This window comes from Winogradskyella pacifica (assembly GCF_003386275.1).
GTDB lineage: Bacteria > Bacteroidota > Bacteroidia > Flavobacteriales > Flavobacteriaceae > Winogradskyella > Winogradskyella pacifica.
The window spans coordinates 566,990-593,613 of the sequence record NZ_QREI01000001.1; the positions used below are offsets into that span (position 1 = coordinate 566,990).

The window sequence follows — 26,624 nt, forward strand, 5'->3', positions numbered from 1 at the left end:
TGAATTATCATAGCCTTTTTTAGCTTTTAAAAATCTTATTATGAAAAAAATCTTACTTAATTTGTTGTTATTACTTCCTTTAATAGCAATCGCTCAAGTTACAACTAGCACTAGTCCTATTTTAGTAAACGAAACGGTTACGATAACAATCGATGCCAATAGTACTGAGACAGACTGTAATGGTTTTAATAACCCATCAAAAGTTTATGCACATTTAGGTGTGGGAAATGAAAGTGATGAATACGGAATTGCCGTTATAGGAAATTGGGGATTTGACGATGGTGTTGGTGAAATGACAAATAATGGTGATGGCACTTGGAGTATTACCATTACACCAAACACTTATTTTGGTCTAAGTACGGCTGAAGAAAATAGTGTAACCAAAATGGGAATGGTTTTTAGAAATGAAGATGGATCTCAACAATTTAAAGCGTCCGGATGTGCTAACTTTATTTTCAATGTTGGTGCTTTTCAAGTTACAATGATTAACCCTTCAGCAAGTGCAAATGGAATTGTTGTTGTTAATAATGGTGCTAACACTCAAATTTTAGCTCAAAACACTGGAGGACCTGCTAATTATGAACTTTTCGCAAATGGAACCAGTGTTCATACACAAAACAATACAACATTTTACAATGGATATTTGTTTTCTAATTTGACTCAAAACCAAGATTGCGAATTAATTATCACACAAGGATCTTCAATGATCTCTAAGCAATTTTCAATAATTGTTAATAGTACAGTTATTGAAACATTGCCTGCAAATATGATAGATGGAATTAATTATAATTCTTCTGACCCTACAAAAGCCACTTTAGTTGTGGATGCTCCTAATAAAGATTTTATATATGTCGCTGGAAGTTTTAACGATTGGAATCCTACAAGTACATATGCGATGAAAAAGGATAACTCATCAACTAAATTTTGGATTGAGTTAACCGGTTTAACAGCTGGTGAAATTGAAACTTACCAATATTGGGTTGGTGATGCAAGTCCAATATCTGGATCGCCTTCATTGGTTAAAGTAGCAGACCCATACTCTCCTTTGGTTTTATCTCCTTTTGATGATCCCTATATTTCGGCTTCAACATATCCAAATATGCCAGCTTATCCTGCGGGTCAAGAACGTGAAGTAACCGTTCTACAAACCGGACAAACACCTTACAATTGGGAAGTTACTAATTTCACAAAGCCTGCTAAAGAAGATTTAGTTATTTATGAGGTTTTAATTAGAGATTTTGATGCTAATCGTAATTTTCAAGATATTATTGATAGAATTGATTATTTCAAAAATCTAAATGTCAATGCTATTGAATTATTACCGATAATGGAATATGAGGGGAACGAAAGTTGGGGTTACAACACGTCTTTTCATATGGCTATTGATAAGTTTTATGGAACACAAGAAAAATTTAAAGAACTCGTTGATATTTGCCACCAAAATGGTATTGCCGTTATTTTAGATATCGCTTTTAATCATGCTTACGGAAGAAATCCAATGGTCAGAATGTGGATGGATGATCCAGATGGTGATGGTTGGGGAGGTCCTTCAACCGAAAACCCTTATTTTAATGTCTTACCTACACACTCATATAGTGTTGGTAATGATTTTAATCACAGTTCAGATTATACTAGAGACTACGTAAAACAAGTTGTAGAATATTGGATTGAAGAATATAAAATTGATGGTTTCCGTTGGGATTTGACAAAAGGATTTACACAAAATTGTGGAAATGGTTCTGATGGCGGAGATGAAGGCTGTACCGGAAACTACCAACAAGACCGTGTGGATGTTTTAAAAGAATATGCCGATCATTCATGGGCATTAGACCCTGATCATTATGTGATTTTTGAGCATTTAGGATCTGACAATGAAGAAAAAGAATGGGCTAACTACAGACTTAGTGAGGGGAAAGGTGTGATGATGTGGGGAAATATGAATAACCAATACGCAGAAATCACAATGGCTGAAAGTGGTAACAAAAACATTAACAGAATGGGGCATAAAGCACATTCTGGTTTCAACGGACCAAGATTGGTTGGCTATACTGAAAGTCATGATGAAGAACGTCTAATGTACAAAAATGTAGCCTTTGGTAACACTAGCAATAGCAGTCATAATGTACGCGATTTAAATACCGCATTGTCTAGAATGTCTGCATTAGGTGCTGTTTCTGTAATGGTGCCTGGTCCAAAAATGATATGGCATTTTGGAGAACTAGGAATGGATACTTCTATTTTTACTTGTAACGATGGGAGCTATAATAACGACGGTTGTAAATTAGATACAAAACCTCAACCACAATGGACAAATAATTGGTTAACCGATGCGCTTAGAAGTCAGATTTATGAAGACTGGTCTAAACTACACAAACTTAAAATCGAAGAACCCGTTTTTGAAGGTGATTACGAAATTACTTCAGGAGATTTAACTCCAAGAATTGATATTTTTGATAATTCAATTCCAACTTCAGAATTAAAAAATGTAATTATTTATGCTAATTTTGATGTTGTCTCTCAAAGTATTGACACCAATTTCCCTAGCGGTGTAACCACTACATGGTATGATCTTATGGACGCTACAGGAAACACAACCGTTAGCAACTCTACCTCAACAATTACAATACCTGCTGGTCAGTTTAGAATATTAGGAAACAAAGCTTCAGAGGTGTTAAGTGTTAATGATCAGGAATTATTAGGATTCAGTATTTATCCTAATCCGTCACAAACAACATTTAGCATTAATGTTAATGTTTCAAATGTTGAAGTGTACGATCTAACAGGTAAATTAGTGAAGTCTTTTAAAGGAGATTTTACAAGAGTTGATACTTTTGATGTGTCCTCTTTAAATTCAGGAATGTATATGGTTAAGGTTCAAAATGACAATAACCAAACATTAACGACCAAACTAATAAAGCTTTAATTACTAATTTTTTCATATTACATTTATAATAATAATAATAATAAAGGTGCTCAATTGAGCACCTTTATTTATTAGTAGTAACTTATAGTTACACGTGTACCATTTTAGTATTTAAATACCTTAGTATGACGATTTTGTTCAAACCATTTAATTGAACATTAAAGTCGATTTCTTATTAACTAGTTTTCTTAATTTTTCGCTGTCTATAAAGTAATATTGATATGGCAATTATAGATCCCGAAAAAGCAAGAGCTGCACCAACTAATGAAGACGACGTTACACTGTAACCATAAGCAATTGGCAATCCTGCTAAATATGCCCCCATGGCATTTCCCATATTAAAAGCACTCTGATTCATAGAAGAGCCAAGCATTTCAGAACCTTTAGCTGTATTAATTATAGCCATTTGTATAGGTGTTGAAATACTAAAAGCAATTAATCCTATTATAAAAGTTAGTATCAAAGCCAACACACCACTCGAAGCGAGAAATGAATTTACTATTAAAACAACTGCCATTGCTAAAAGGCTAATCATTACTGAACGTAAAGGTGTAAATAGGTTTGCCATTTTTGCTCCTAAAAAATTCCCTACAAACATGCCTAATCCTGCAATTATCATTGCATAACTCACTACGTTATCAGAAAACTGCGCCACCTCGGTTAATAATGGAGCTATGTAACTATACCATGCAAAAAAACCACCTGTTCCTATGGTTGTAAGCGCAATTAATGCCCAAAGCTCAGGATTTTTAAGCCCCTTATTCTCTTCACTCAAAGGCTGTTTCTCTTCTTTTTTAAATTGTGGCATCCAGTAAAAGATACTCGCTAAAGTCAATAGACCAACAACACCAACCATTAGAAAAGACGCACTCCAGTGGTATTGATTTCCTAAATATGTTCCTATAGGAACTCCTATGACATTAGCTACTGTAAGTCCTGAAAACATCACCGCAATAGCTTGAGCCGACTTTCCTTTTTTAGCTAATTTCCCCGCTATCACTGCACCTACTCCAAAAAATGCACCATGCGGAAGTCCAGATAAAAAACGCACCACCAATAACATATTATAGCTTGTTGCAAAAGCCGAGAGTGTATTAAAAACAGTAAACCATACCATCAACAATAAAAGCATACGGTTAGGAGATAACTTATGACTAAAACTCGTTAATAAAGGTGCGCCAACCACCACACCTAAAGCATAGGCAGAAATAAAATGACCCGCTTGTGGGATGGTAATCGCTAAAGAGTTGGCAACATTTGGTAAAATACCCATTATTACAAACTCGGTAAGCCCTATTCCAAAACCACCAATTGCCAATGACAATAAGGCTTTTTTATTAGAAAATTCAACTTTCATAAAATGCTATTTACTACCTAAATTTTAGAGTGCAAATTTCCAAACAAAACCTTGATCTCATCACAAGTTGCTTATCTTATATATATACTATTTTAACCTTGTTAATGTTATATTAAAACTCAGTAGTTAATTTAGTATAGAAGAGCTGATTATTACAAAACATGAAGCTAACTTTAACACCTCCAATTTCTTAGTCTAAAAAGGCTAAAGGGCTACAAACACTTTTAATATATTATCTCACTCTAAACCAACCTTCACCTATTAAAATTTTAGCATTTTATACGTTAGGTTTTAAACATCGGTTCTAATTTCTTATAACTTAGTTTAACTAGTCTATTTTTACGATAGCGATAATCAAAGCCTCCTATAAGGCTTCAATTCATAAAACATGTAACATTACAAAAAACTAGGCCTCATTTTATCTATTTCCTTTTGATTATTTTTTATATTTCAAATTCCTAACCTACTCTGCTTTAAAACCAGATAAAAAGTGTTTTCAAATGTGTTTTCAATCCCAATATCTTAGAATTTCTTTCCGTAATTTATGGGCTCTAAAATTTGTATTTGTTTTTTTATGTGTGATGATTGTTCCACATCACTCTTATGGATCAACAGATCCTAAAAAAGCCACTATGATATATTATGAAAAAAAGGCATATGGCGTGGAAGAGATCTTAAGCAAATACTTGCAGATAAATTCACCAAGTGGTTCAGAGTTGGAAGCTGGTGAGTTTCTTAAACGTATATGTATAGAGAATGGCCTACATATTACCCAAATGGGAAATGAAAATGGTAATTACAATTTTACAGCTTCCATTTTTCCTCTAGATCAAAAAAAACCAAATGTTATTTTTCTAAATCATTTAGATATTGTACCCGCTGGAGATGATGAGCTTTGGGAATACCCTCCGTTTTCAGGAAAAATTACAGATACAGAAATTTGGGGTCGTGGTGCTTTTGATAATAAAGGTGCTGCAGTAATGCAACTATTCAGTATTATCGAAATCGCTAAACGCTATAAAAATAAATCACTCAACTATAATTTTACGTTTCTATCGGTATCTTGTGAAGAAACACAATGCGATGGAGGTATTAAATATGTTGTAGATAATTATCTCAACGATTTAAACGCAGCTGTCGTTTTAGGAGAAGGCCCTCCTGCAATAAAAGGGCTTATTGAGGCTAAACCAGATTTAGCATTATTCGGAATTTCCGTAGCTCAAAAAAGAGCATTATGGCTAGAGCTTAGTCTCGAAATTAAAACCAATGGACATAGTGCTGTAACTCCTTTTCACTATGCGAATAAGGAAATGGTTATTGCTCTCAATAAATTACTAAGTGATAAACCTGATGTCATTTTCAATAGTATAAATACGAACTTACTAAAGCAGTTAGGAAAACTTAATGGTGGTGTTAAAGGATACGCACTAAGACACCCTAAATTGTTTAAAAAAGAAATTCTAAAAAAACTACAAGAAGATCCTTTGATGCTGTCTCTATTTTCTAACACCATTACGCTGACAAGTATAAAAGACGAAAATGAAAAAGTTAATGCTATACCAACCAAAGTAATGGCGACATTAGATTGCAGATTGCTTCCAGACGAATCGTCTCAAACGTTTATAAACAATCTAAAAGCTAAGTTAGATAATGAAGCTATAGAAATAAAGATTATAAGTGAAATGAAAGATGGAGGGATTTCTTCAACCAAAACCTCCTTTTTTAAACATTTAAATACCGCTATACTTAAAAGTTATCCTAAAAGTAAAACGGCGTCTGTACTATTACCAAACTCCAATGACATCAGTGTTTTTAGAGAACATAACATCCCTGCATATTCCTTAATTCCTATAAAACTAGAACGTAAATACTTAGAAACCATCCATAACTACAATGAACGGATTCCAAAAGGCATTATAGAAAAAGGAACACAAACTTATATCCATTTTATGGAACTATGCATTACAGATTGATGTAATTGTTTTAAATTGTCTACTAAATTCAGAAAACGTTCTTGTTTATATATGTTATAATATTCAATTATATCTTGCTTTGACTTTTTAAATACAAGTCGAAAAATATCAGGAAGCACAAAATAATTATCATATCTAGACACTAATTTTATTTATAATTTCTAGACTAAAAACGTTTTAAAATGAATATATCTTAGGTATAACACAGGCCTTAATATCCTTCATTTATAAAAAAATGATAGTAAATATCACTTTATTCGACTATTAAAACAATGTAAATTTGTAATATGAAAGAAAAGCTCTTACTCGATGTAGAAATATACGTTGCAGAACTGCTAAATAAGCAGCTAGCTTCAACAAACTATTATCATAATGCTATTCATACTAGAAACGTTGTTGCTAGTATTACAGAATTAGCCAACAGAGAACAATGCACCAAACAGGATACTTTGGGCTTGTTGTTGGCTGGCTGGTTTCATGATACGGGTTTCATTTATACAGATCTTGGTCATGAAGAAGAAAGCGTTAAGATTGCGCATTCTTTTCTAAAGGAACAAAATGTACCTGAAGACACACGGAATTTAGTTGAGCAATTAATTCTAGCAACAAAAATTGAGCTTAAACCTAATAATAAACTAGAATCTATAATTAGGGATGCCGATTGTGGCCATATTGCTTCTGATGACTATTTAGATATTTCAGAGAATTTATTTAAAGAAAAGAATGCTAAAAATGGCAATCATCTTTCTGAGATAGAATGGATGAAACAGAACCTCGACTTTCTTAAAGGCCATTCGTTTTATTCCGATTCTGCTAAGCAAATTTGGCAGCCTAAAAAGGAACTTAATCTATTAGAAGTTCAAAAAAGGATCTATAAAATATCTCAGAAAAAAAAGAAGAAAAAAAAGAAAAGCACAAGATTTGGTAGAGGTGTCGAAACCATGTATCGTGTACAATTAAAAAATCATATAGAATTAAGTGCCATTGCAGATACCAAAGCCAACATCCTGCTTTCTGTAAACGCTATTATTATTTCGGTTGCTTTATCTAATTTAATTCCAAAATTAGATAATCCATCCAATTTATTTTTAGTGTATCCGACTTTAATCTTAACACTTTCTAGTGTCGCCTCTATAATATTATCGGTACTATCTACGCGTCCTAAAATATCTAATGTCGCCATCACAAAAGAAATGATTAAGGAGAATAAAACAAACATTCTATTTTTTGGAAATTTTCATAAAATGAATTTGCAAGATTTTGAATGGGGAATCGACTACTTAATGGATAATGAAGATACCTTATACAATTCACTTACAAAAGATTTGTATTATTTAGGTTTAGTCCTTAATAGAAAATACAAGTTACTACGCATCACTTATACCGTTTTTATGTTCGGAATCATTATATCGGCAGCATCGTTTATATACAGTTATTATATAAACATGCCTTTATAATTTTAATTTAAACTATATGAAGAATAAAACTACAGGACCCTTCAAGGTAAATATATCTTTACGTTTATTGAAGGATAAATTTGAAGGATTATTAGAATCAAGTAATGTTTCGGTGCAAACACAAGCGAAGCAAGCTTTAGAATTATTTGAAAAGTATCCTGTTTTATCATCCGGATCAACTACAACGGAAGATTTCTTAAAGAATAAGCCCATCGTAGATCAGCTAATGTCTTATATATTCCCTTCAGCTTTATCTGAAAACGAAATTAAGGCTGCAGTAACTCCGTATACAAGTGAGGTTTTTTATTGCAGTTCTAGATTAGAGAACATTATTAGCAATGCAGAAGTAAGCGATACTATTTTTAATGAATTGTATAAGGATTATGAAGACTCTTTTGATCTACTCACCTATGCTATTATATTAAATATTCATTACAAATTCAATGTCGATTTCGAAAGACCCAAAACCCTATCTATTATAGACAAAAATGGAAACAGAAAGCGTTATCGCGTGGCTTTTAATGCCGATTTCTTAGACATATATCCCAACGAAAATGCCATTGAAATTACAGATGATATTTTAGATGAATTGTTAAGTAACGCAAATAATATTGAAATCTGGGAAAAGTACTTTCCAAAAGATTCTTGGACCATTGAAGGCTTTGGAATAGTAAACCTTATAGACACCTCATTAGACGAACGCATAGATGATTTTAAAACCCATTTAATAGAGCCTAATAGTGAAAGTTTTCAATATTTAATTGAAGACATTAGACGCATTTTTAACAATCCCGATTTACAACTTGGGAGCTACAGCGTAGAACACGACAAAATCATCTCTCCTTTTGATAGAAATTTTAATATGCTAACGCTAGTAGCTGATGAAGATGTAAGCATTAACGAATACGCTTGCGAGCACATCAACTGTCAACTATTTAAAGATCGCAAACCTATTATTATTTCAAATGTAGAAACGTATCACAAAAAAAGTGGTGGTAACAGACTAAGTAATGCTTTGTTAAAAAAAGGATTAAAAAGTGTTGCGCTTATTCCTGTTCCTGTTAATGGTGAATTAGGTTTTATTATAGAATTAGCAGCGTTTAAACCCAATCAGCTTAATGCCATTAATATGGTAAAGTTAGATACCATTTTGCCGTTTATTATTAGTTATTCTAAACGTACATTTTCTGAACATCAAAATGAAATTAGTGCCATTATACAACAAGAATGTACAGCTATTCATCCTTCTGTGCAATGGCGCTTTGAAGAAGAAGCTAGCAAATACATACAAGAACGAAATTTTGGAGAAAACCCGGTATTTAAAGAGATCGTATTTAAAGATGTCGTTCCTCTTTTTGGGCAAATTGATGTGGTTGGCTCATCTAATGCCAGAAACGAAGCCATTAGAATTGACCTCACAAGGCAATTAGAAAAAAGCAAAGACATTCTTAAAAATAGGATTAAAATAAACCTCCCCTTTTACGAACAATTAATTTTTCAAATTGACAACTATTTGGTTGAATTAGAAGATAATTTTCACACCAATTCAGAACAAGAAATTAATATTTTTTTCGAAAAACAACTCTTTCCATTATTCGAACATTTTCAGCATAATTCTAAAGGTGTCGAAGATGTCGAAGATTTTCTTAAAACGATTGATAAAGCAACAAGTAGTTTATATGATGCCCGAAAAGCTTATGATACTACTATTGAGAAAGGAAATAAGGCCTTGTCTTCATTTTTAGACCAACAACAACTTAGGGCTCAAGAAATATTTCCGCATTATTTTGAGAAATTTAAAACAGATGGTATTGAGCACAACTTATATATAGGACAATCTATTTCTAAGCATTTAAACTATCATCCAACGGTGTTGTACAACTTACGTTTGTGGCAACTTCAGGTGACTTGCGAAATGGAAGCAATGTATTACGAAAAGCAAAAAGAATTCCCTTTGCAATTAGAAGTGGCATCCTTAATCCTTGCTTATGACATTCCGATTACAATTCGCTATCGCATAGATGAAAAACAATTTGATGTTGATGGGGCCTATAATGTGCGTTATGAAATGATTAAAAAACGTATTGATAAAGCCCATATTAAAAATACAAACGAACGTTTAACACAACCGCATAAACTTTCTGTAGTGTATTCTAGCAATGCCATAGAAAAAGAATACTTGGCTTATTTCGAGTTTTTACAAGCCAAAAATTATATTGAAAATGATTTCGAAATAGTAGAGTTAGAAGAACTTCAAGGTGCGAGTGGAATGAAAGCGCTTAGAGTAAGTATAAACAGAAAACTTAAAAAAGTATCCGATATTTTTACAATAGAAGATTTACAAACCGCATAAGAAAAGATAACAGAATGAAAGCAAAACTACTATTGGGTTTAATTAGTATGGGATTAATTATTAGTAGTTGTGCTACTTATAATGCGCATAATGTTAATGCTAGTGCTAAAGAAATTAAGCATATTGATAAAAACACCACCAATGTTTTTTTAATTGGAGATGTAGGAAAGCCTGAAGACGATGGCTCAGCACCTAAAACATTATTAAATCTACAAACTCAATTTGAAAAAGCAGACAAAGACGATTTCCTTTTGTTTCTAGGAGATAATATCTATCCACGCGGTATACCTTTAAAAAATGATAAAGCCATTGAAGCGGCAGAACATGCTTTAAAGCTTCAATTAGACGTTGCCAAAACATTTCCTGGAAGTGTTTATTTCATCCCAGGAAACCATGATTGGTACAGCGGTTTAAAAGGACTAAAGGAACAAGAAAAAATGGTTGAAGACGCCTTGGGAAAAAATACGTTTCAACCAGAAAACGGCTGTCCGATTGAAAAAATTAACATTAGCGATGATATTGTTATGTTAATTGTAGATTCACACTGGTACGTTACCAACTGGAATAATCACCCGACAATTAATGATGATTGCGAAATAAAAACTAGAGCTGATTTTTTAGACGAATTTAGAGGTGAAATAAAAAAAGCTAGAGGTAAGGTTACCTTAGTTGCCATTCACCATCCTATGTATAGCAACGGACCACATAATGGCCGTTATGGTGTAAAAGAAAACATGAAACCTATACCTGTTCTTGGTACCCTAAAAAATATTTTAAGAACATCTACTGGTATTGTAAATGCTGACTTTTCTAATCCTTTTTATAACGAATTAAGAAAAAATCTAATTGCAACAGCGCAACAAAACGAAAATGTAATTTTCTTATCAGGACATGAGCATAATTTGCAATATTTGGAGTCTGATAATGTATCTCAAATCGTTAGTGGTTCGGGTTCTAAAACAACACCTTTAAGAATCCGTAATTCTGATAATTACGGACATGCTATTCCTGGTTATGCGGTATTAAATATAGGAAATGATAAAGGTGTAGATGTTCAGTTTTTTAATTCAACTTCAGAAGAAGTCGAGTTTTATAAACAAATAAAACAGCCAGAACAGATTTCTGAAACTGAGTATGCCAAAATAACGTCAGATTCTATAAGTGCTTCAATTTATTCAAAAGAAGACACCGATAAATCAGGTTTCTATAAATTCTTATGGGGAGATCGCTATAGAGATGAATACAGTACAAATGTTAAGGCGAAGGTCGCTAATTTAGATACCTTGATGGGGGGTTTAAAACCTTTCAGAAAAGGAGGTGGTACACAATCTAAAACGCTTCATTTAAAAGCTTCAAACGGAAAACGCTATGTAATGCGCGCTATGAAAAAGCAAGCAGACCAATTTATGCAATCTGCTATTTTTAAGGATCAATATGTTGAAGGACAATTTACAGAAACAGCATCCGAAGATTTATTAGAAGATATTTTTGCCGGTGCCTATCCATACGCCCCTTTTGCAGTAGGTGCATTATCGAATGCTATAAACCTAGCTCATTTAAATCCTAAATTATATTATATTCCAAAACAAAGTGCCTTAGGGGCTTATAACGACGGTTTTGGAAACGAACTATACCTGTTTGAAGAACACCCTTCTGATGGTCATAACGAATTAGCATCTGGCAATTTCACAGGAGAGATTGTGAGCACAGTAGATATGTTGCAAGATGTGCTAAGTGACGAATCTAAGGTTATAGACGAAAAAGAATTTATAAAAGCACGCTTGTTTGACATGCTTATTGGAGATGCAGACAGGCATCAAGACCAATGGCGTTGGTTGGTATTTGAAAACGACGGCAAAACAATTTATAAACCCTTACCAAGAGATAGAGATTTTGCATTTTCTAAAATGTCTGATGGCTTTTTGTTTGGTTCTGGAGTAAAACTTATTCCGGCAGCGCGAAAATTTAGAAAATATGAAGACGATTTAAAAGATGTCAAAGGATTTAATGTCTCAGGTTTCTCATTAGATGTCGCCTTTATTCCTGAATCTTATAAGTTAGATTGGGATGAACAAGTACAATTCATTCAATCTCAAATTACAGATGCTGTTATAGATGATGCTTTTAACAATATTCCTAAAGAAGTAGATCCTCAATCTATTATTGAAATTAAAAACATTTTAAAAGAAAGACGGGCTAATCTTCAAAAGATTTCAGATAGATACGTAAAACTAATTAGTAGATATGCTGTCGTAACAGGCACCAATAAAGACGACTATATCCATGTTAAAGCTTTAGAAAGCGGACAGGTAGAAGTCTCTCTATATCGCAAAAAAGATGACACCATTAAAGATCGTTTTCATCATAAAATTTATGAACCAAAATCAACTAAAGAAATCTGGATATACGGTTTAGACGATGACGATAGCTTTGAGGTTGAGGGAAAAATTTCTAAAATTAAAGTGCGTTTTATTGGTGGACAAAACAATGATGATTACAAAGTAGAATCTGGTAAAAACATTGTGATATACGATTACAAATCAAAGAAAAATGATGTATCACAAGCTAAAAAAGCTAGAATTAAATTAACAGACGATTATAATACAAACGTGTATGATTATCGAAAAATCAAAAACAATGTCAATCAAATCATTCCTACCTTAGGTGCCAACCCAGACGACGGATTAAAATTAGGTTTAACTAATACTTACACCGTTTATGGTTTTGAACGCAACCCATTTACATCACAACACCAATTAAAAGCTGCCTATTATTTTGCAACTGATGGTTATGAATTAAATTATAAGGGTGAGTTTGCAAATGTTATTGGAAGTTTAAATTTTGGATTTCAAGCACATTTTCAAAGTCCTAACTATAGCGTCAATTTCTTTGGTTATGGTAATGAAACTGAAAATAATGATGACGACTTTGGCTTAGACTATAACCGCGTAAAAACTAGAGTTTTCAGATTAAGTCCGCAACTGATCTGGAATTCTAAACGTGGAAGTCTTATTCATTTTGGTATTAGTTATGAGGTTAATGAAATTCAAAACAGTGATAATCGTTTTGTATCAGATAATAATTTATTGCCAAGTAATGTGTTTGACGAAGAACATTTTGGTGGTGTAAATGCAAAGTACACCTACTCTAACTACGATAATGAAGCCTACCCAACTAACGGCATGAATTTCTCTATTGAAACAGGTTATAAAGATAATTTAGAAGTCAGCAATCGTAATTTTGGATATCTTATAACAGACATAGGCTTTGCTAGAAAATTAAATCCATCAGGACGATTGGTTTTCGCAACTAAATTAAAAAGTCATTTAAATTTTGGTGATGGTTTTGAATTCTACCAAGCCGCTTCAATAGGTGGACTCGATGGACTGAGAGGCTACAGAAATCAACGTTTTACAGGAAAGAATGCCTTTTATCAAAACACAGATTTGAGATATAGTTTCAACCGTATGAAAACAAAATTAATACCTATAAAGCTAGGTATGTATGGAGGCTTTGATTATGGTCGTGTTTGGATTAATGATGATACCTCTGAAAAATGGCATAATGCTTATGGTGGAGGAGTTTTTGTTAATGCTATAGATTTACTATCCGCAAATTTAGGAGTCTTTAATTCTTCTGACGGTGTTAGAATTTCCTTTGGAATGGGCTTTGATTTTTAAAAACTATAATTATCAATACTTTATGTAATGACAAATAAAAAGGTGCTCAATTGAGCACCCTTTTTATTTGTGAATTATAACTAGAATCAGGCTTTAAAATTATACGTGAAATGTATTTGTAAACACTGTTGATTCAATAAAAATGGTTTTGAGTGAATTCAAAGAACTCATAACACCAGACTTTAATTTTCCATTACGAGAGTCCTTACCTGCTGTTTTAATAATCGCATCCTTGATTTTTTTTCGATTCGGGTTTTCTTTTTTATCTGTGATATAAGCTAAATAAGAAATCGGCTGCCAGATCGTAGGGCTTATGGCTATATTTTTCATAGTTCTTTTTTTAAATTAATAGAAGAGAGTTATTTAATTTCTCTGGTACAAAATTCGGAAGAAAAATATAGTCACAGCATTACCCCTTTATCACATATATATGCTATCTTAACAACACACCAATGACAAAACAACGTTAAAGATAATAGAATACACTTTTAAGGTAATTATATAAATAGTCACCTAATTTTAGTTTTATAATTCATCATGTTTTTAAAAAATTACTATGCTAAGAAATGAAGCTAAACCATAAAGTATTTTAGATATTTAATTATAACATCATAGAAACAGAATTATAACAAACAAAAAAAAGCCTCTCATTATCGAAAATCTGCACCCATCCTATACAAAATTGCCATTGTCCTGCCAATTCGTATACTTACCCTTTCCTAAAAAAGAAACCTCTCTTTGTGAGTTCATCTAGTTTTGTCTATTGACAATTGTTTAAACGGGTTGGAAGACTATCTTCATTGCTCATAAGTAATTCTATTTACATCATAGGAAATCACGATGCTTGTTTGTGATTTTACAGAAGTTAATATTAATGTATTATACGTATTTTTAATACTTTACTTTCTTTTCTAATAATACCGTATAACACTAATTCTAAATCTGTAATTTTATCTAAGGCTATACCTTGGCCTTCATACGGAATATCATAAGTGTTAGTCCACTCTAAAGTATATCCCAACTCAGGAAATCTAAGTTCATATAACTCTTTGTTATCATGACCTGTGATTAAAATAGTTCCGGATTTAGTTATTACTCCACCTGAATTACTTCTAGTTCCAAACTTTTCTATTAGATCTTTAGGAAAAATCCACCCTTCAATCCGTTGCCACTCTTTAGTAAATTTCACCAATTGGGTCCAGCTATTCGTTTTTCCTTCACTTTCACCTCTGCCCCTATAATGTGCAAATGCCACATACCAATGATTGTCGTAAAAATCTAACCAAGTAGCAGAGCCTAGATATATTCCTAAACTAATATTTTCAATAGGCTTCAACGTATTGGGATCAAACACTTCTATAGAACTTACCATAGGTGATTCAGGGTAGTTAGAATGGGTGCAATATAATTTTTGGTCTAGAATAATACCGCTATTTAAATGCTTTATTTGTTTAGTAGAATCCTGCCATTTTATTAATTCTTTTCCATCGTGTTGATTGTATTTAACAATACTTGAATTGTTAATTACGTAAAAATAATTACTATCCACTGCCACACCTTGTTTTGCTTCAGCTACGTTATAAACACGTTCTATTTTGGTGCTTTGAGAAAAGCCACTCGTGACTCCTAGTAATACTAGAAAGCACAAGTGACCTATTTTATTTAAAGTCATAAATTAATTTTATAATTCAAACTTAAGTCCTAATGAACCCCAAAAACCATAACCTTCAGTTTGGTGAATTCGTGTAAAATCTTCACTTGGACTACCAAAGTATTCTCTTTCTAGCTGATTGGTTAAGTTGTTTAACTGAACGAAAGCAGAAAGTTTATTCGTTATTCTTTGACTTGCAGAAATATCTAAATGAAACTCTTCTCCAAAATAGAAATCATTCAGTTCATTTGTTCCTAAATCAATTAGGATAGCATCTCTATACACTGTCGAAATTGTAAAGGTTAAACCTATTTTAGGGTTTTCGTAGAATAAGCCAAGGTTGAAAATATTTTCAGGACTTTCAAAAGGTAAAGTTCTTGTAATAACCTCATCATCCTCTACCGTTGATATTTTTTGCTCAGAAAAAGCATAAGTATAATTGGTACTTACACCAAACCATTTTAAAAATGGAACACCATCATTTAAAAATTTGTGTACTAATGATACCTCTACACCCATAGCTTTAGCACTTTCCCCATTAATAGACTGATAAACTGTATATAAATCGTTATTTATAGTTTCAAAACTCTTTTGGGTTTGAATTTGATTATTAATAAACTTACCAAAAACACCGATTGAAAAGACACCAAGATTTTTAGAGTATTTTTCAAAAATGATATCGAAGTTATTTACAGTGCTCGGTGCAATTTCCGGATTTTTTCTCGTTATCGTGCGTTCATCAATATTGACCACATCTGGCCCAGGTATAAGAGCGCTAAAAGGAGGTCTTGTAAATCCTGTACTGTATGCGACTCTTAATAAAGTGTTAGTATTAAAGTTATATTTAATTTGTGCGGATGGTAAAAAATTATCGTAACTAAATTCATTTATGCTATTAAAGTCATCAGCTCTAATTGCTGTATACTTATTAGTTGTTTTTTCGTAGCGCACTCCTGTTACTAACGACAAATTATCCGCAAGACCTAAAGTAAGTTTTATGTATGCTGCACTTGCATCTTCTTCTGCTTTATAATCTGAACCATCTCCTTGATCCTCATCAACCACAAACTCATCCAAACCACCTACTTGAGAGGCTTCAGAATCATTAGCACGAACATCAATGAATCCGAAATTACCACCATTAATAGGAAACGGATTTACATCTTCATCAACATCTAACTGAGAACGTTTTGCATCAGAAATTCTACTTTTACTACGCATCTTACCTCCCACTTTAAGTTGACTCTCCATACCAAATAGGTTAAAGGGTATTTCTACATCTAGTTGTCCTTCGTAATTTTTATCATTGGTTAAATTATTATCAAATCGAATACGATTCAAATACAATTGCGTGTCTGGATTAGGATCATCTGAAACCCCTAAATTAGTAAGCTCATCATTTGATAAACCACTATAATCGATATCTCTACCATATCGCCAATAGGTTCTGTATGGCATATCTTCTTCAGCCTCTGTATAACTCAAACGGTATGAAATATCCATCAGATCTAAATTATGATCCCCAGATAACTGGTACAACATATGTTTTTGGTACTCACCACGGTTACGTGTTTCACGTTCTTCTTCTCCATCAGTAACAAGATAATCTACAAGCCTTCTAATTTCGTCATCATCATAAACATTATAATTGAATAATAGTTTTAAGCCATTATTTTCATTAAATTGAATATCAGGACTTAGCATTAAGCCATAGCGTACACGCTTTACATCATAATCATTATTACGTTTTTCTTCAATATCTAAAGATGTATCATCTGTATAAGTGTATTGATCTAATAATGATCCTCTGTTTGTTTTATAATAACTTCCTGCGCCAATAAGACCAATTTTATTATTTAAAAATCGCTTTCCCATGACCACTGAATACGATTGTAAGTCCTTTCCATATTCTTCAAATTCTGAATCTTGCTGATTAAAACCTCCGCTTACTGATGCATTTAAAATAGGTTTATCTGGTGCTTGTTTTAAATTGAAGTTTACAGTACCACCAATAGCATCTCCGTCCATATCTGGTGTAAGCGTTTTATTTACAACAATCGATTCCATTAAATCTGCTTGTAATAAATCTAAACCTACTGCTCGATCTGTATCTGGATCTGGACTAGGAATACGAGTGCCATTAACTTGTACAGCGTTAAATCTAGGGGAAAGCCCACGAATAGAAATAAGTTCACCTTCACCTTGATCTCTACTAAGAGCAACACCAGGTATACGCTGTAAAGCTTCAGCAGCATTTCTATCTGCGTACTTGCTAAACTGTTCATAAGACACCACATTCTTAATATTATCAGCATTTTTTTGCTCATTTAAGGCTTTTGCCTGCCCTCTAGCAATTTTACCGTAAACTACGGTTCCATCAAGCTCTTGTGCATTCTCCTTTAGGATTACAGTCACAGTAGTCGTTTCATTTTCTTTAATAGTAACCTCTAAATTAGTCTCTAAATACCCTAGATACTGCACAACTAAGACGTAACTCCCTAGCTCTAATTCTAAAGAGAATTTACCTACTTCATCAGAGATGGTACCTATACTCCTACCCTCAACAATAATGTTTGCATAAGGAAGGAAGTTTCCATTAATATCAGTTATGATTCCTACTAATCTCCCATGATCCTGATTTTGTGAGATTTTAACAGGAATTTCCTTTTTCTTCAAGATAATTTTTTTCTTACTTGTGGCGTAAGTAACCGTTTTAGGAAGCGCATCATTTAAAATGTATTCCACTGTTTCACTCGTATACGTTCTTTTTATTTTATGGTTTAATGAGATTTTGCTTTTACTGTAAACAAAACTAATATCTGAAATACTTTCTATTTTTTTTAATAATTGTTCAATGGTTTCATCATTGGCTTTCACTGACACTTTAGTACTCAAAACAGAAGGTTGCGAGTTGGATAAAGCCCAAGTGCTTGTATAAAAAAGTAAAGCAAGTAGCATACATGTGTGCCTTAGCCAATAATAAAGATAATTGTTCTTTGGTTTGTGTTTAATTTTTTCCATTTTTGAAATACATTTAATTAAAAATTAGTTATTGATTTTTGGCCGGAGATACTACCAATATCTCTGGTTTTTTTTCACATCCGTTCCCAGATAGTATAATAGTATTATGTTCTACTTTTTTAAATTCACAATCTAAAGAAGCACAAATAATGGTGAGTATGTTTTTTAAAGATTCGTTTCTGAAGTTGGCTGTAATTAAACAGTTTTTTAAATTAGGATTATTGACTTCAAAATTTACCGCGTAATTTTTAGATAAATAATTGAGAACACTTTCTAAACGCGTATCATTAAAAACAAACGTTTTGTCAACCCAAGCCATTTCATTTTCAACATCTAATAATATTTTTTTAAGTATTCTATTTGAGGTGTCATCATAAACCGCTTTCTGTCCACGTTCAAGAAGCACTAATTCACTAGTATTCAAAATACTTACCGCAACTTCCCCACTAATAACACTAACCGAAGCCTTCTCATTTACATTAGAATTAATATTGAAGCTAGTACCCAAAACTTGAGTTGTAAAATATTGACTTTCTACTATAAATGGTTTTTGTTCATTTCTCTTTACATCAAAAAACGCTTCACCTTCTAATTTTAAAAGTCTTTTATCCTTACTTGAAAAGTTATACGATATTGATGAATTCTTGTTAAGCCAAATAAGCGTGCTATCTGGTAATACAATTTTTAGTTTTTCGTTTTTTGCTGTTTTAAATTCTTTCCAATCCGTATCTAAGAGATTATTTAGAAAAAAACAAGACACTAAAACCAATACTAAAGTGGCAGCAATTTTTGAGAATGCGATATACGTAGATTTAGAAGGAAAGAAGTTTGTTTTCTTTTTAGTATTAATTTTTACAAACAACGCTTCCTTGCTTGCATCTGTATTAAAAATTTTAGTATCAATAGCATTAACAGCATTCCATTTCGCTATCGTTTCATCTAATGCTATTTGATATTTTTTATCAGTTTCTAACAACAAAAAAAGACTATTTATATCCTCTTCTGATGCTTCATTTGATAAATATTTAGTAACAAGTACCCAAAAATCTGGATTCATCTTTATGTTTTGAATTACACTTATAAGACAAGTATTAGTGGTACAAGCTACTACTCAATGTTGTTAAGAAAACTTAAAGAAAACGTTAACTAAAGAATACGTGAAGATTAATTCAATAATTTTTTATTAGGATATTTAGAATTCAAATATTTTACAGCTTCTACCATTTGGTTTTGTACTGTAAAAACAGAAATATTCAAAATTTCAGCAATCTCTTTATATTTAAGTCCATCAATTCTATTAAGAATAAATATGGTTCTTCGTCTTTGAGGCATTTGATCAATAATGTCTTGAACACTTCTAAGCTCTTCTCTAATAATAAGCTTAAACTCTTGAGTCTCTTCTCCAACTACACAATCCGTATCATCTAGCCAAACAGGTTGCTGCTTAGTTGTTTTTTTAAGATTCAATGTCGCATTTTTCACACTCGTGTATAAAAAAGGAAGTAAATTGTGGATCTCCGTTTTTTTTCTATTGTCCCAAAGTTTCAGTAAAACATCGGCAACCACTTCTTCTGCTATTTCTTTTCCGACAGAAAATTGCATAGCAAAATAACAGAGTTTAGAATAATGTCTGTCGAAAAGAAGTTCAAAGGCTTCCTTGTCGTTATTTCGTATTGCTTTGTATAATTGACTGTCTTGCATCACTAGTTGTGAATGCCAAATGTAAGAGGTTCAATTATGACTAATGATAAATTAAGTTTAAGTTTTGATTAAATCTACTTGACAATATCTTTTTAATACTTTTTTAAAAATCGGTCTAAATTCAACATTTTGTAAGACTTCTATAGGATGAATTTTCGATATTTAATTATAACAAAAAAAAGCCTCTCAAAATTGAGAAGCTTTCTTACTTTGTACAGGCGGAGAGACTCGAACTCTCACACCTCACGGCACTAGATCCTAAGTCTAGCGTGTCTACCAATTCCACCACGCCTGCAACTATCCAATAAATATTGGGTTGCAAATATAAACAATTGTTTGAATAAACAAATATTAAAGTTTCAAGAATTCTAAATGATTTCTTAAAGTTTGTTCATGATTAACTTATTCCTCTTTAAATTCCTACTTTTGATTAAAATCAAAGCGCTATTATGCAATCTATAAAATCTTATATCAACGATAATAAAGATCGATTTCTTAACGAACTTATCGATTTATTAAAAATTCCATCAATTAGTGCAGACTCTGCATACAAATCAGATGTTCTAAAAACAGCGGATGCTATTAAAATAAGTCTAGAAAAAGCGGGTTGCGACCATGTCGAAATTTGCAAAACAGAAGGTTATCCTATTGTTTATGGTGAAAAAATAATTGATAAAAATTTACCAACTATTTTGGTTTATGGTCATTATGACGTGCAACCACCAGATCCATTAGATTTATGGAATTCACCTCCTTTTGATCCTATTATTCAAAAAACAGAATTACATCCTGAAGGCGCTATTTTTGCTAGAGGAGCTTGTGATGATAAGGGTCAAATGTATATGCATGTTAAAGCTATGGAATACATGACGACCAATAACGAATTGCCTTGTAACGTAAAGTTTATGATTGAAGGTGAAGAGGAAGTTGGTAGTGTAAACTTAGCCAAATTTGTAAAAGCGAATCGTGAAAAATTAGTGAATGATGTTATTCTAATCTCAGACACAGGAATGATTGCACCAGATGTACCATCAATTACAACAGGCTTAAGAGGTTTAAGTTATGTTGAAGTTGAAGTTACTGGGCCAAATAGAGATTTACATTCTGGACTTTATGGAGGAGCTGTAGCAAATCCAATTAATGTATTAACCAAGATGATTGCATCGCTTCACGATGAAAATAATCATATTACCATTCCTGGATTTTATGATAAAGTTGAAGAGCTTTCGCATGCTGAACGTGCAGAAATGGCAAAAGCTCCATTCTCATTAGACGCCTATAAAAAATCATTAGATATTGACGCGGTGTATGGTGAAGCAGGCTATTCTACTAACGAGCGTAACTCCATTAGACCAACTTTAGATGTCAATGGTATTTGGGGAGGTTATACAGGTGAAGGTGCAAAAACAGTTATTGCAAGTAAAGCCTATGCAAAAATATCTATGCGACTAGTACCACATCAAGAATGGGAAGAGATTACAGAATTATTTAAAACGCACTTTGAAAGTATTGCACCAAAAGGAGTAACGGTAAAAGTTACACCTCATCATGGTGGACAAGGCTATGTGACTCCTATTGATAGTTTAGGCTACAAAGCCGCCTCAAAAGCATACGAACAAACTTTTGGAAAAACACCAATTCCACAGCGTAGTGGAGGCAGTATTCCTATCGTGTCGCTTTTTGAAGAAGAACTAAAAAGTAAAACTATTTTAATGGGCTTTGGTTTAGACAGCGATGCTATTCACTCACCAAATGAGCATTTTGGAGTATGGAATTACCTTAAAGGTATTGAAACGATCCCTTGGTTTTACAAGTATTTTACTGAATTATCAAAATAATTAAGTGATTTAAAAGTAGCTAATAATATTACGAAAAGCCTTATGATTACTGTAAATCATAAGGCTTTTTACATTTAAAAATTCGAAATATTGTTTACGGACTCAATAGATTTTTAAACTCTACACTTGTAGAATCAAATTTATTCTCTACATTTGTAGAGTTAATTCTAAAAACGTAGAGCATGCAACTTTCAAAAACCGAAGAACAACTAATGCAACATCTCTGGAAGCTCGAAAAAGCTTTTATGAAAGATTTGTTAGAGATCTACCCAGAACCAAAACCGGCTACCACAACTATTGCGACCTTATTAAAACGCATGATAGGAAAAGGCTTTGTAGATTATAAAACCTACGGTAAATCGAGAGAGTATTTTCCGCTAGTTAAAAAAGAAGATTATTTTTCTAAGCATGTTAACGGGCTCATTAAAACCTTTTTTAATGATAGTGCTTCGCAATTTGCTTCATTCTTTACGCGTAAAACAGATTTAACAACAGAAGAGTTAGAGGCGTTAAAGAAAATCATAGATACAGAAATTAAAAATCGATAATTATGGAAACGTACTTATTAAAATTTTCAGCGTGTTTATGTGTATTTTGGTTAGTCTATGTGCTCTTTTTAGAACGTCAGAATATGCACCGTTTTAAGCGGTTCTATTTACTAAGTGTTTTGATCTTGGCATTCGTAATTCCTACCTTAACCATAACAGAATATGTAGAACCTGTAAGTGCCACATTTGAAACTGCTCCTGTATATTTTCCAATGGAATTAGCATTAGAACAAGCAACCATTGAAGAAGTTCCTTTCTTTAATTTAGAAACCACGCTTTGGTTAATTTACGGATTTGGTGTTTTATTATTTGCATCACGGTTTATTATAAATCTTATAAAAATGCAGCGACGGATTTCTAAGAATAACAACATCAAAAAGCGCTCTTTTATTTATGTTTTACTGCATGAAAATACAATTCCACACTCCTTTTTTAGATATATCTTTTTTAATAAAACAAGGTATGAATCTGATAACATTCCGAAAGAAGTCTTACTTCACGAAGAAACTCACGCTAGGCAATTACACAGTTTAGACATTATCATTCTAGAGTTACTTCAAATTGTATTTTGGTTTCATCCCTTGATTTATATATTGAAACATCATGTAAAACTTAATCATGAATTTTTAGCAGACCAAGCCGTTTTAGAACAAGGAACGGACACTAAAGTCTATCAACATATTTTATTACAATTTTCATCAAACACTCAAAATCATCAACTATCGAGTGCCATCAATTATTCATCAATCAAAAAACGATTTACAGTTATGAAAACACAAACCTCAAAAACCAGAATTTGGCTAAGTACGGTATTAGTATTGCCAATTATTGCGATTCTTTTTTACAGTTTTGCTGAACGCGTAGAAGTTGTACAAGAAAAAGAAAAGCTTCAAAATAATAGTATTGTAGCTCAAGAAAAACCATTAACAGAAAAAGAAATTTCCGCTTATAATGCTTGGGCTAAAAAGATACGTAGTGAAAGCACAAAACTTTCAGACGATGCCACATTCTATCCACCTATTAACGAACAAGACTTTATAAAATTCTCAGAGATATATAAAAGAATGTCAACCCAACAAGAAGATCAATCTATTGAATTTCCGTTTCCAGGTCTTGTAGTAAAAGATAGCGAACAAGAAAAAGCAACAGCAAAACAAGTTGAAGAATACAATGCTTGGGCTAAAAAAATAAATACCGCTATGGCAAAAGCAAGTGCTAATAACGGTAAAATAAAGGAGTATCCTATTGTAAAACAAAGAGATTTAGATAAGTACAAGCATATCTATAATATCATGACTGATGAACAGAAAAAAACAGCAGCGGCTTTTCCTCAAGGACCACCTCCACCTCCACCAGCTAAGCCTCAGAATACAACGACTATAAAGCCTGTTGAAATACTAATCAAAAAAGATAACAGTATTATTTTAAATGATATGCCAGTTGAGTTTGCAGATTTAGCTAATGTTGCGATTAAAATCAACAAAGACATTACTATTGAAGAACGTAGAGATTTTGCTTTTGCATCTATTTTAATTGAGTATAACGACAGCTTAAGTTTTGCTCAAAAAGTACAGGAGGAATTAAGAAATGTAGATATTTGGTCTTCTTCCATTGGCTACTTAGAAAATCAAGAAAAATCCGGTTTACCTTCTAAACATTTCAATCTTTATGCTGGCTTAACGCTTGAAGAAGCTAAAATTGAAAAAGAAAAATCATTAAAAGAATATAAAAATAGAGATACTATAGTAAAATCACCATGGAAGGTAACGATGGGTTCAGCGACTTATATTGAGCCAAAGGACACCCAACTAAAACAAGGTCCAATAGAAATCAACGGAGTTAACTATTACTTTACACAGCAAAACGGAAAAACAACCTATTTTGATAAATATGGTAAAACAGTAGATATTAATAAAATTCCGCCGCCGCCACCAATTCCAAATAATGCAACGCCAGAGCAAGAAGCTAAAATGAAAAAGGCTACTGATGCTTATATGAAAGCCAATCCTGATAAAGTAGGAACAGTAGAAACAACAGAAGGTGATATTTATGAGGTTATAGAAATACCTAATGATCTCCAAGGCAGTGTAGATATTAATGGGGAAACGTTCTATTACACCACCAGTCTTGGCAAAACGACTTACTTTAATCGTTATGGTAAAGAAGTAAAAATGGATAACTTACCTCCGCCACCTCCAGCACCAGAATCAACGTTAGATTTCGTAATTAGAATGGCTAAAACCAATGCGAATTTTTTTAGTGAAGGCAAAGCAATTTCATCTGATAAGGCTATTGACTTATTAAAAAAGAATCCTAAACTAAATATCAACGCTCAAAAAACAGACACCGAACATCCCTTAATTTATATATCCAAGAAACCAATTCTTATCGGAGTGAAAGGAAAAGTTGGGGAGCAGATCCCTAAAGAACAAGAAAGCATTTTGCCCATAGTTAATGGTAAAACTATTACATCAGGGAAATTATCTTTGACAAGAAATGAGATTAAGGATATAACACTAAGTACTAAAAATGGAAAAATAACCGAATTTAAGTTTAAAATCCCTGGTAAACGAACTCAACAAATAAAGAGTAATGTGCTAGATATTGATGCCCTAAAACATCTTGAAAGTGCCAAAAAAGATGATCAGCTTGTGCTGTTTGCTATTAAAGATAGTTCTGACTCAGAGATAGCATCTATAGTTATTACTGTCACGGATTAAATATAATAGTAGCCTCATTAATTTTAAATTCTCATAAAAAAAGCCTCTTAATTGAGGCTTTTTTCACCTCAACATGTAACAAAACCAATCATTTAGCGTTCTAATAGGTAATCAATCAAAAATCAATCACTTATGTTAAAGCAATTCTTCATCCTTTGCTCTGGCGCTGACACGGACATTTTAAACGACTGCTCCATTGGAGAACAGAACAAATATGCTGGTATTGGAGCTACCGTTTTCTTTACGGCTGTAATGGCAACTATAGCCGCTAGCTATGCGCTCTTTACCGTTTTTGACAATCTTTATGCTTCACTATTTTTCGGATTAATTTGGGGTTTACTCATTTTTAATCTCGATCGCTATATTGTTTCGACCATTAAAAAACGAGAGAACATTTTAGACGAAATTCTTCAAGCGACACCAAGACTATTCTTAGCACTAATTATTGCTATAGTCATTTCAAAGCCTTTAGAATTAAAGATTTTTGAAAAGGAAATTAATCAGGTTTTATTAGAGCAAAAAAATGATTTAACGCTCGCCAATCAGAATCAAATCGCTGAACAGTTTAGTCCTAAAATTGCTACGCTAGAAAGCGAAATTTCAGATTTAAACGCTCAAGTAGATTTAAAAGAAGCGGAAGTTAATGGATTATATAACACTTACATTTCGGAAGCAGAGGGCACCGCTGGCTCTAAGCTTTTAGGCAAAGGCCCTGTATATAAAGAAAAGCGAGACAAACACGATGCTGGATTAGCGCAATTACAACAGTTAAAATCCGATACTAAAACAAAAATCGAAGGGATTGAAACCCAAATTGCAACACTTCAATCGGATTACACCACTAATGTCGCAGAGACACAACCTGTGATTGATAATTTTGATGGTCTCATGGCGCGTATTACAGCGTTAGGTGAATTACCGTGGTTACCATCCTTTTTTATTTTCCTGCTGTTTTTAGCCATTGAAACGTCTCCAATCATTGCCAAACTTTTAGCCCCAAAAGGTGAATTTGATTATAAACTAGAAGATCAAGAAACAGCAATTAAAACCTGGACCATGCAAAAAATTGCAGAACGAAAACTCCTTTTAAAAACAGACAATACTATTAACAATAGAGTTTATGATGAAATTGCTGATGAAGAAGAGGTGATGAACTACAAACGAAAGCACGCACGGACACTAATGCAAAATCAAGCGGATGCATTTTTAAAACAACAAAACGGTATTTTATAAAACCTAGTCGTATTTAATAGTATAATCAATCTGTAATTTACAATTTCACACCTCTAAAGTCCCCTCAAGGGGGCAACTGTTAGCTAAACTATTTTTGCTTTAGTTGTGAACAGTCTACCCATTGCACTTTTCTCATTGCAATTTTATAATGAATTTATATTGAGTGAAT

General features: G+C 32.7%; 15 protein-coding genes and 1 tRNA gene. 9 read left to right on the plus strand and 7 right to left on the minus strand.

All coding sequences use genetic code 11. The features are described 5' to 3' along the window. Positions 1–40: 40 nt before the first annotated feature. Positions 41–2,923: an alpha-amylase family glycosyl hydrolase gene (locus DFQ09_RS02405; protein ID WP_115807990.1), complete on the plus strand. Its 2,883-nt coding sequence runs from the start codon at positions 41–43 to the stop codon at positions 2,921–2,923. Between the two features lie 175 nt (positions 2,924–3,098). Here the strand turns inward: DFQ09_RS02405 and DFQ09_RS02410 are convergent, their stop codons facing one another. Beyond that, on the minus strand, positions 3,099–4,280 hold the full coding sequence (locus DFQ09_RS02410; RefSeq protein ID WP_115807991.1) for an MFS transporter: 1,182 nt from the start codon (positions 4,278–4,280) through the stop codon (positions 3,099–3,101). Positions 4,281–4,912: 632 nt separating this feature from the next. Here DFQ09_RS02410 and DFQ09_RS02415 point away from each other — a divergent pair. The 4 genes from DFQ09_RS02415 to DFQ09_RS02430 all read left to right on the plus strand — a co-directional run bounded on the left by DFQ09_RS02415 (position 4,913) and on the right by DFQ09_RS02430 (position 13,743). Then, a complete protein-coding gene (locus tag DFQ09_RS02415) occupies positions 4,913–6,253 on the plus strand; it encodes a M20 family metallopeptidase (protein WP_181897131.1) in 1,341 nt (446 codons plus the stop codon). Positions 6,254–6,540: 287 nt separating this feature from the next. Next, positions 6,541–7,710 carry a Pycsar system effector family protein gene (locus DFQ09_RS02420; RefSeq protein ID WP_115807993.1) on the plus strand — a complete coding sequence of 390 codons (1,170 nt, stop codon included), beginning with the start codon at positions 6,541–6,543 and terminating at the stop codon, positions 7,708–7,710. Positions 7,711–7,726: 16 nt separating this feature from the next. Continuing rightward, on the plus strand, positions 7,727–10,063 hold the full coding sequence (locus tag DFQ09_RS02425) for a hypothetical protein (RefSeq protein WP_245940294.1): 2,337 nt from the start codon (positions 7,727–7,729) through the stop codon (positions 10,061–10,063). Positions 10,064–10,077: 14 nt separating this feature from the next. Then, the gene (locus DFQ09_RS02430; protein WP_115807994.1) at positions 10,078–13,743 is read left to right on the plus strand and encodes a metallophosphoesterase; all 3,666 of its coding nucleotides are present in this window, start codon (positions 10,078–10,080) and stop codon (positions 13,741–13,743) included. Between the two features lie 99 nt (positions 13,744–13,842). Here the strand turns inward: DFQ09_RS02430 and DFQ09_RS02435 are convergent, their stop codons facing one another. From DFQ09_RS02435 to DFQ09_RS02460, 6 genes are all read right to left on the minus strand, one after another. Further along, entirely contained in the window at positions 13,843–14,073 is a 231-nt protein-coding gene (locus tag DFQ09_RS02435) for a hypothetical protein (RefSeq protein WP_115807995.1), read from the minus strand. A 541-nt stretch (positions 14,074–14,614) separates the two neighbouring features. Beyond that, a complete protein-coding gene (locus DFQ09_RS02440; RefSeq protein WP_115807996.1) occupies positions 14,615–15,415 on the minus strand; it encodes a hypothetical protein in 801 nt (266 codons plus the stop codon). Between the two features lie 9 nt (positions 15,416–15,424). Continuing rightward, on the minus strand, positions 15,425–18,415 hold the full coding sequence (locus tag DFQ09_RS02445) for a TonB-dependent receptor (RefSeq protein WP_115807997.1): 2,991 nt from the start codon (positions 18,413–18,415) through the stop codon (positions 15,425–15,427). Between the two features lie 28 nt (positions 18,416–18,443). Further along, positions 18,444–19,472, minus strand: coding sequence for a FecR family protein (locus DFQ09_RS02450; protein ID WP_115807998.1), 1,029 nt, complete (start codon positions 19,470–19,472; stop codon positions 18,444–18,446). 107 nt (positions 19,473–19,579) lie between these two features. After that, positions 19,580–20,116 (minus strand): RNA polymerase sigma factor, encoded by a 537-nt coding sequence (locus DFQ09_RS02455; RefSeq protein WP_115807999.1) that lies wholly within the window; start codon positions 20,114–20,116, stop codon positions 19,580–19,582. Between the two features lie 213 nt (positions 20,117–20,329). Then, positions 20,330–20,411, minus strand: a tRNA-Leu gene (locus tag DFQ09_RS02460). Between the two features lie 154 nt (positions 20,412–20,565). Between DFQ09_RS02460 and DFQ09_RS02465 the strand changes: the two genes are divergently transcribed. The 4 genes from DFQ09_RS02465 to DFQ09_RS02480 all read left to right on the plus strand — a co-directional run bounded on the left by DFQ09_RS02465 (position 20,566) and on the right by DFQ09_RS02480 (position 26,455). After that, on the plus strand, positions 20,566–21,954 hold the full coding sequence (locus DFQ09_RS02465; RefSeq protein ID WP_115808000.1) for a dipeptidase: 1,389 nt from the start codon (positions 20,566–20,568) through the stop codon (positions 21,952–21,954). A gap of 182 nt (positions 21,955–22,136) precedes the next feature. Further along, on the plus strand, positions 22,137–22,502 hold the full coding sequence (locus DFQ09_RS02470; RefSeq protein WP_092466404.1) for a BlaI/MecI/CopY family transcriptional regulator: 366 nt from the start codon (positions 22,137–22,139) through the stop codon (positions 22,500–22,502). 2 nt (positions 22,503–22,504) lie between these two features. Further along, entirely contained in the window at positions 22,505–25,222 is a 2,718-nt protein-coding gene (locus DFQ09_RS02475) for a M56 family metallopeptidase (RefSeq protein WP_115808001.1), read from the plus strand. Between the two features lie 132 nt (positions 25,223–25,354). Further along, the gene (locus tag DFQ09_RS02480) at positions 25,355–26,455 is read left to right on the plus strand and encodes a DUF4407 domain-containing protein (RefSeq protein WP_115808002.1); all 1,101 of its coding nucleotides are present in this window, start codon (positions 25,355–25,357) and stop codon (positions 26,453–26,455) included. Positions 26,456–26,624 lie beyond the last annotated feature (169 nt).

Excerpts from the sequence above, each read along its gene's own strand:
- DFQ09_RS02405 (WP_115807990.1), top strand. The coding sequence starts at position 41 with ATGAAAAAAATCTTACTTAATTTGTTGTTATTACTTCCTTTAATAGCA.
- DFQ09_RS02410 (WP_115807991.1), bottom strand. The coding sequence starts at position 4,280 with ATGAAAGTTGAATTTTCTAATAAAAAAGCCTTATTGTCATTGGCAATT.
- DFQ09_RS02415 (WP_181897131.1), top strand. The coding sequence starts at position 4,913 with ATGATATATTATGAAAAAAAGGCATATGGCGTGGAAGAGATCTTAAGC.
- DFQ09_RS02420 (WP_115807993.1), top strand. The coding sequence starts at position 6,541 with ATGAAAGAAAAGCTCTTACTCGATGTAGAAATATACGTTGCAGAACTG.
- DFQ09_RS02425 (WP_245940294.1), top strand. The coding sequence starts at position 7,727 with ATGAAGAATAAAACTACAGGACCCTTCAAGGTAAATATATCTTTACGT.
- DFQ09_RS02430 (WP_115807994.1), top strand. The coding sequence starts at position 10,078 with ATGAAAGCAAAACTACTATTGGGTTTAATTAGTATGGGATTAATTATT.
- DFQ09_RS02435 (WP_115807995.1), bottom strand. The coding sequence starts at position 14,073 with ATGAAAAATATAGCCATAAGCCCTACGATCTGGCAGCCGATTTCTTAT.
- DFQ09_RS02440 (WP_115807996.1), bottom strand. The coding sequence starts at position 15,415 with ATGACTTTAAATAAAATAGGTCACTTGTGCTTTCTAGTATTACTAGGA.
- DFQ09_RS02445 (WP_115807997.1), bottom strand. The coding sequence starts at position 18,415 with ATGGAAAAAATTAAACACAAACCAAAGAACAATTATCTTTATTATTGG.
- DFQ09_RS02450 (WP_115807998.1), bottom strand. The coding sequence starts at position 19,472 with ATGAATCCAGATTTTTGGGTACTTGTTACTAAATATTTATCAAATGAA.
- DFQ09_RS02455 (WP_115807999.1), bottom strand. The coding sequence starts at position 20,116 with ATGCAAGACAGTCAATTATACAAAGCAATACGAAATAACGACAAGGAA.
- DFQ09_RS02465 (WP_115808000.1), top strand. The coding sequence starts at position 20,566 with ATGCAATCTATAAAATCTTATATCAACGATAATAAAGATCGATTTCTT.
- DFQ09_RS02470 (WP_092466404.1), top strand. The coding sequence starts at position 22,137 with ATGCAACTTTCAAAAACCGAAGAACAACTAATGCAACATCTCTGGAAG.
- DFQ09_RS02475 (WP_115808001.1), top strand. The coding sequence starts at position 22,505 with ATGGAAACGTACTTATTAAAATTTTCAGCGTGTTTATGTGTATTTTGG.
- DFQ09_RS02480 (WP_115808002.1), top strand. The coding sequence starts at position 25,355 with ATGTTAAAGCAATTCTTCATCCTTTGCTCTGGCGCTGACACGGACATT.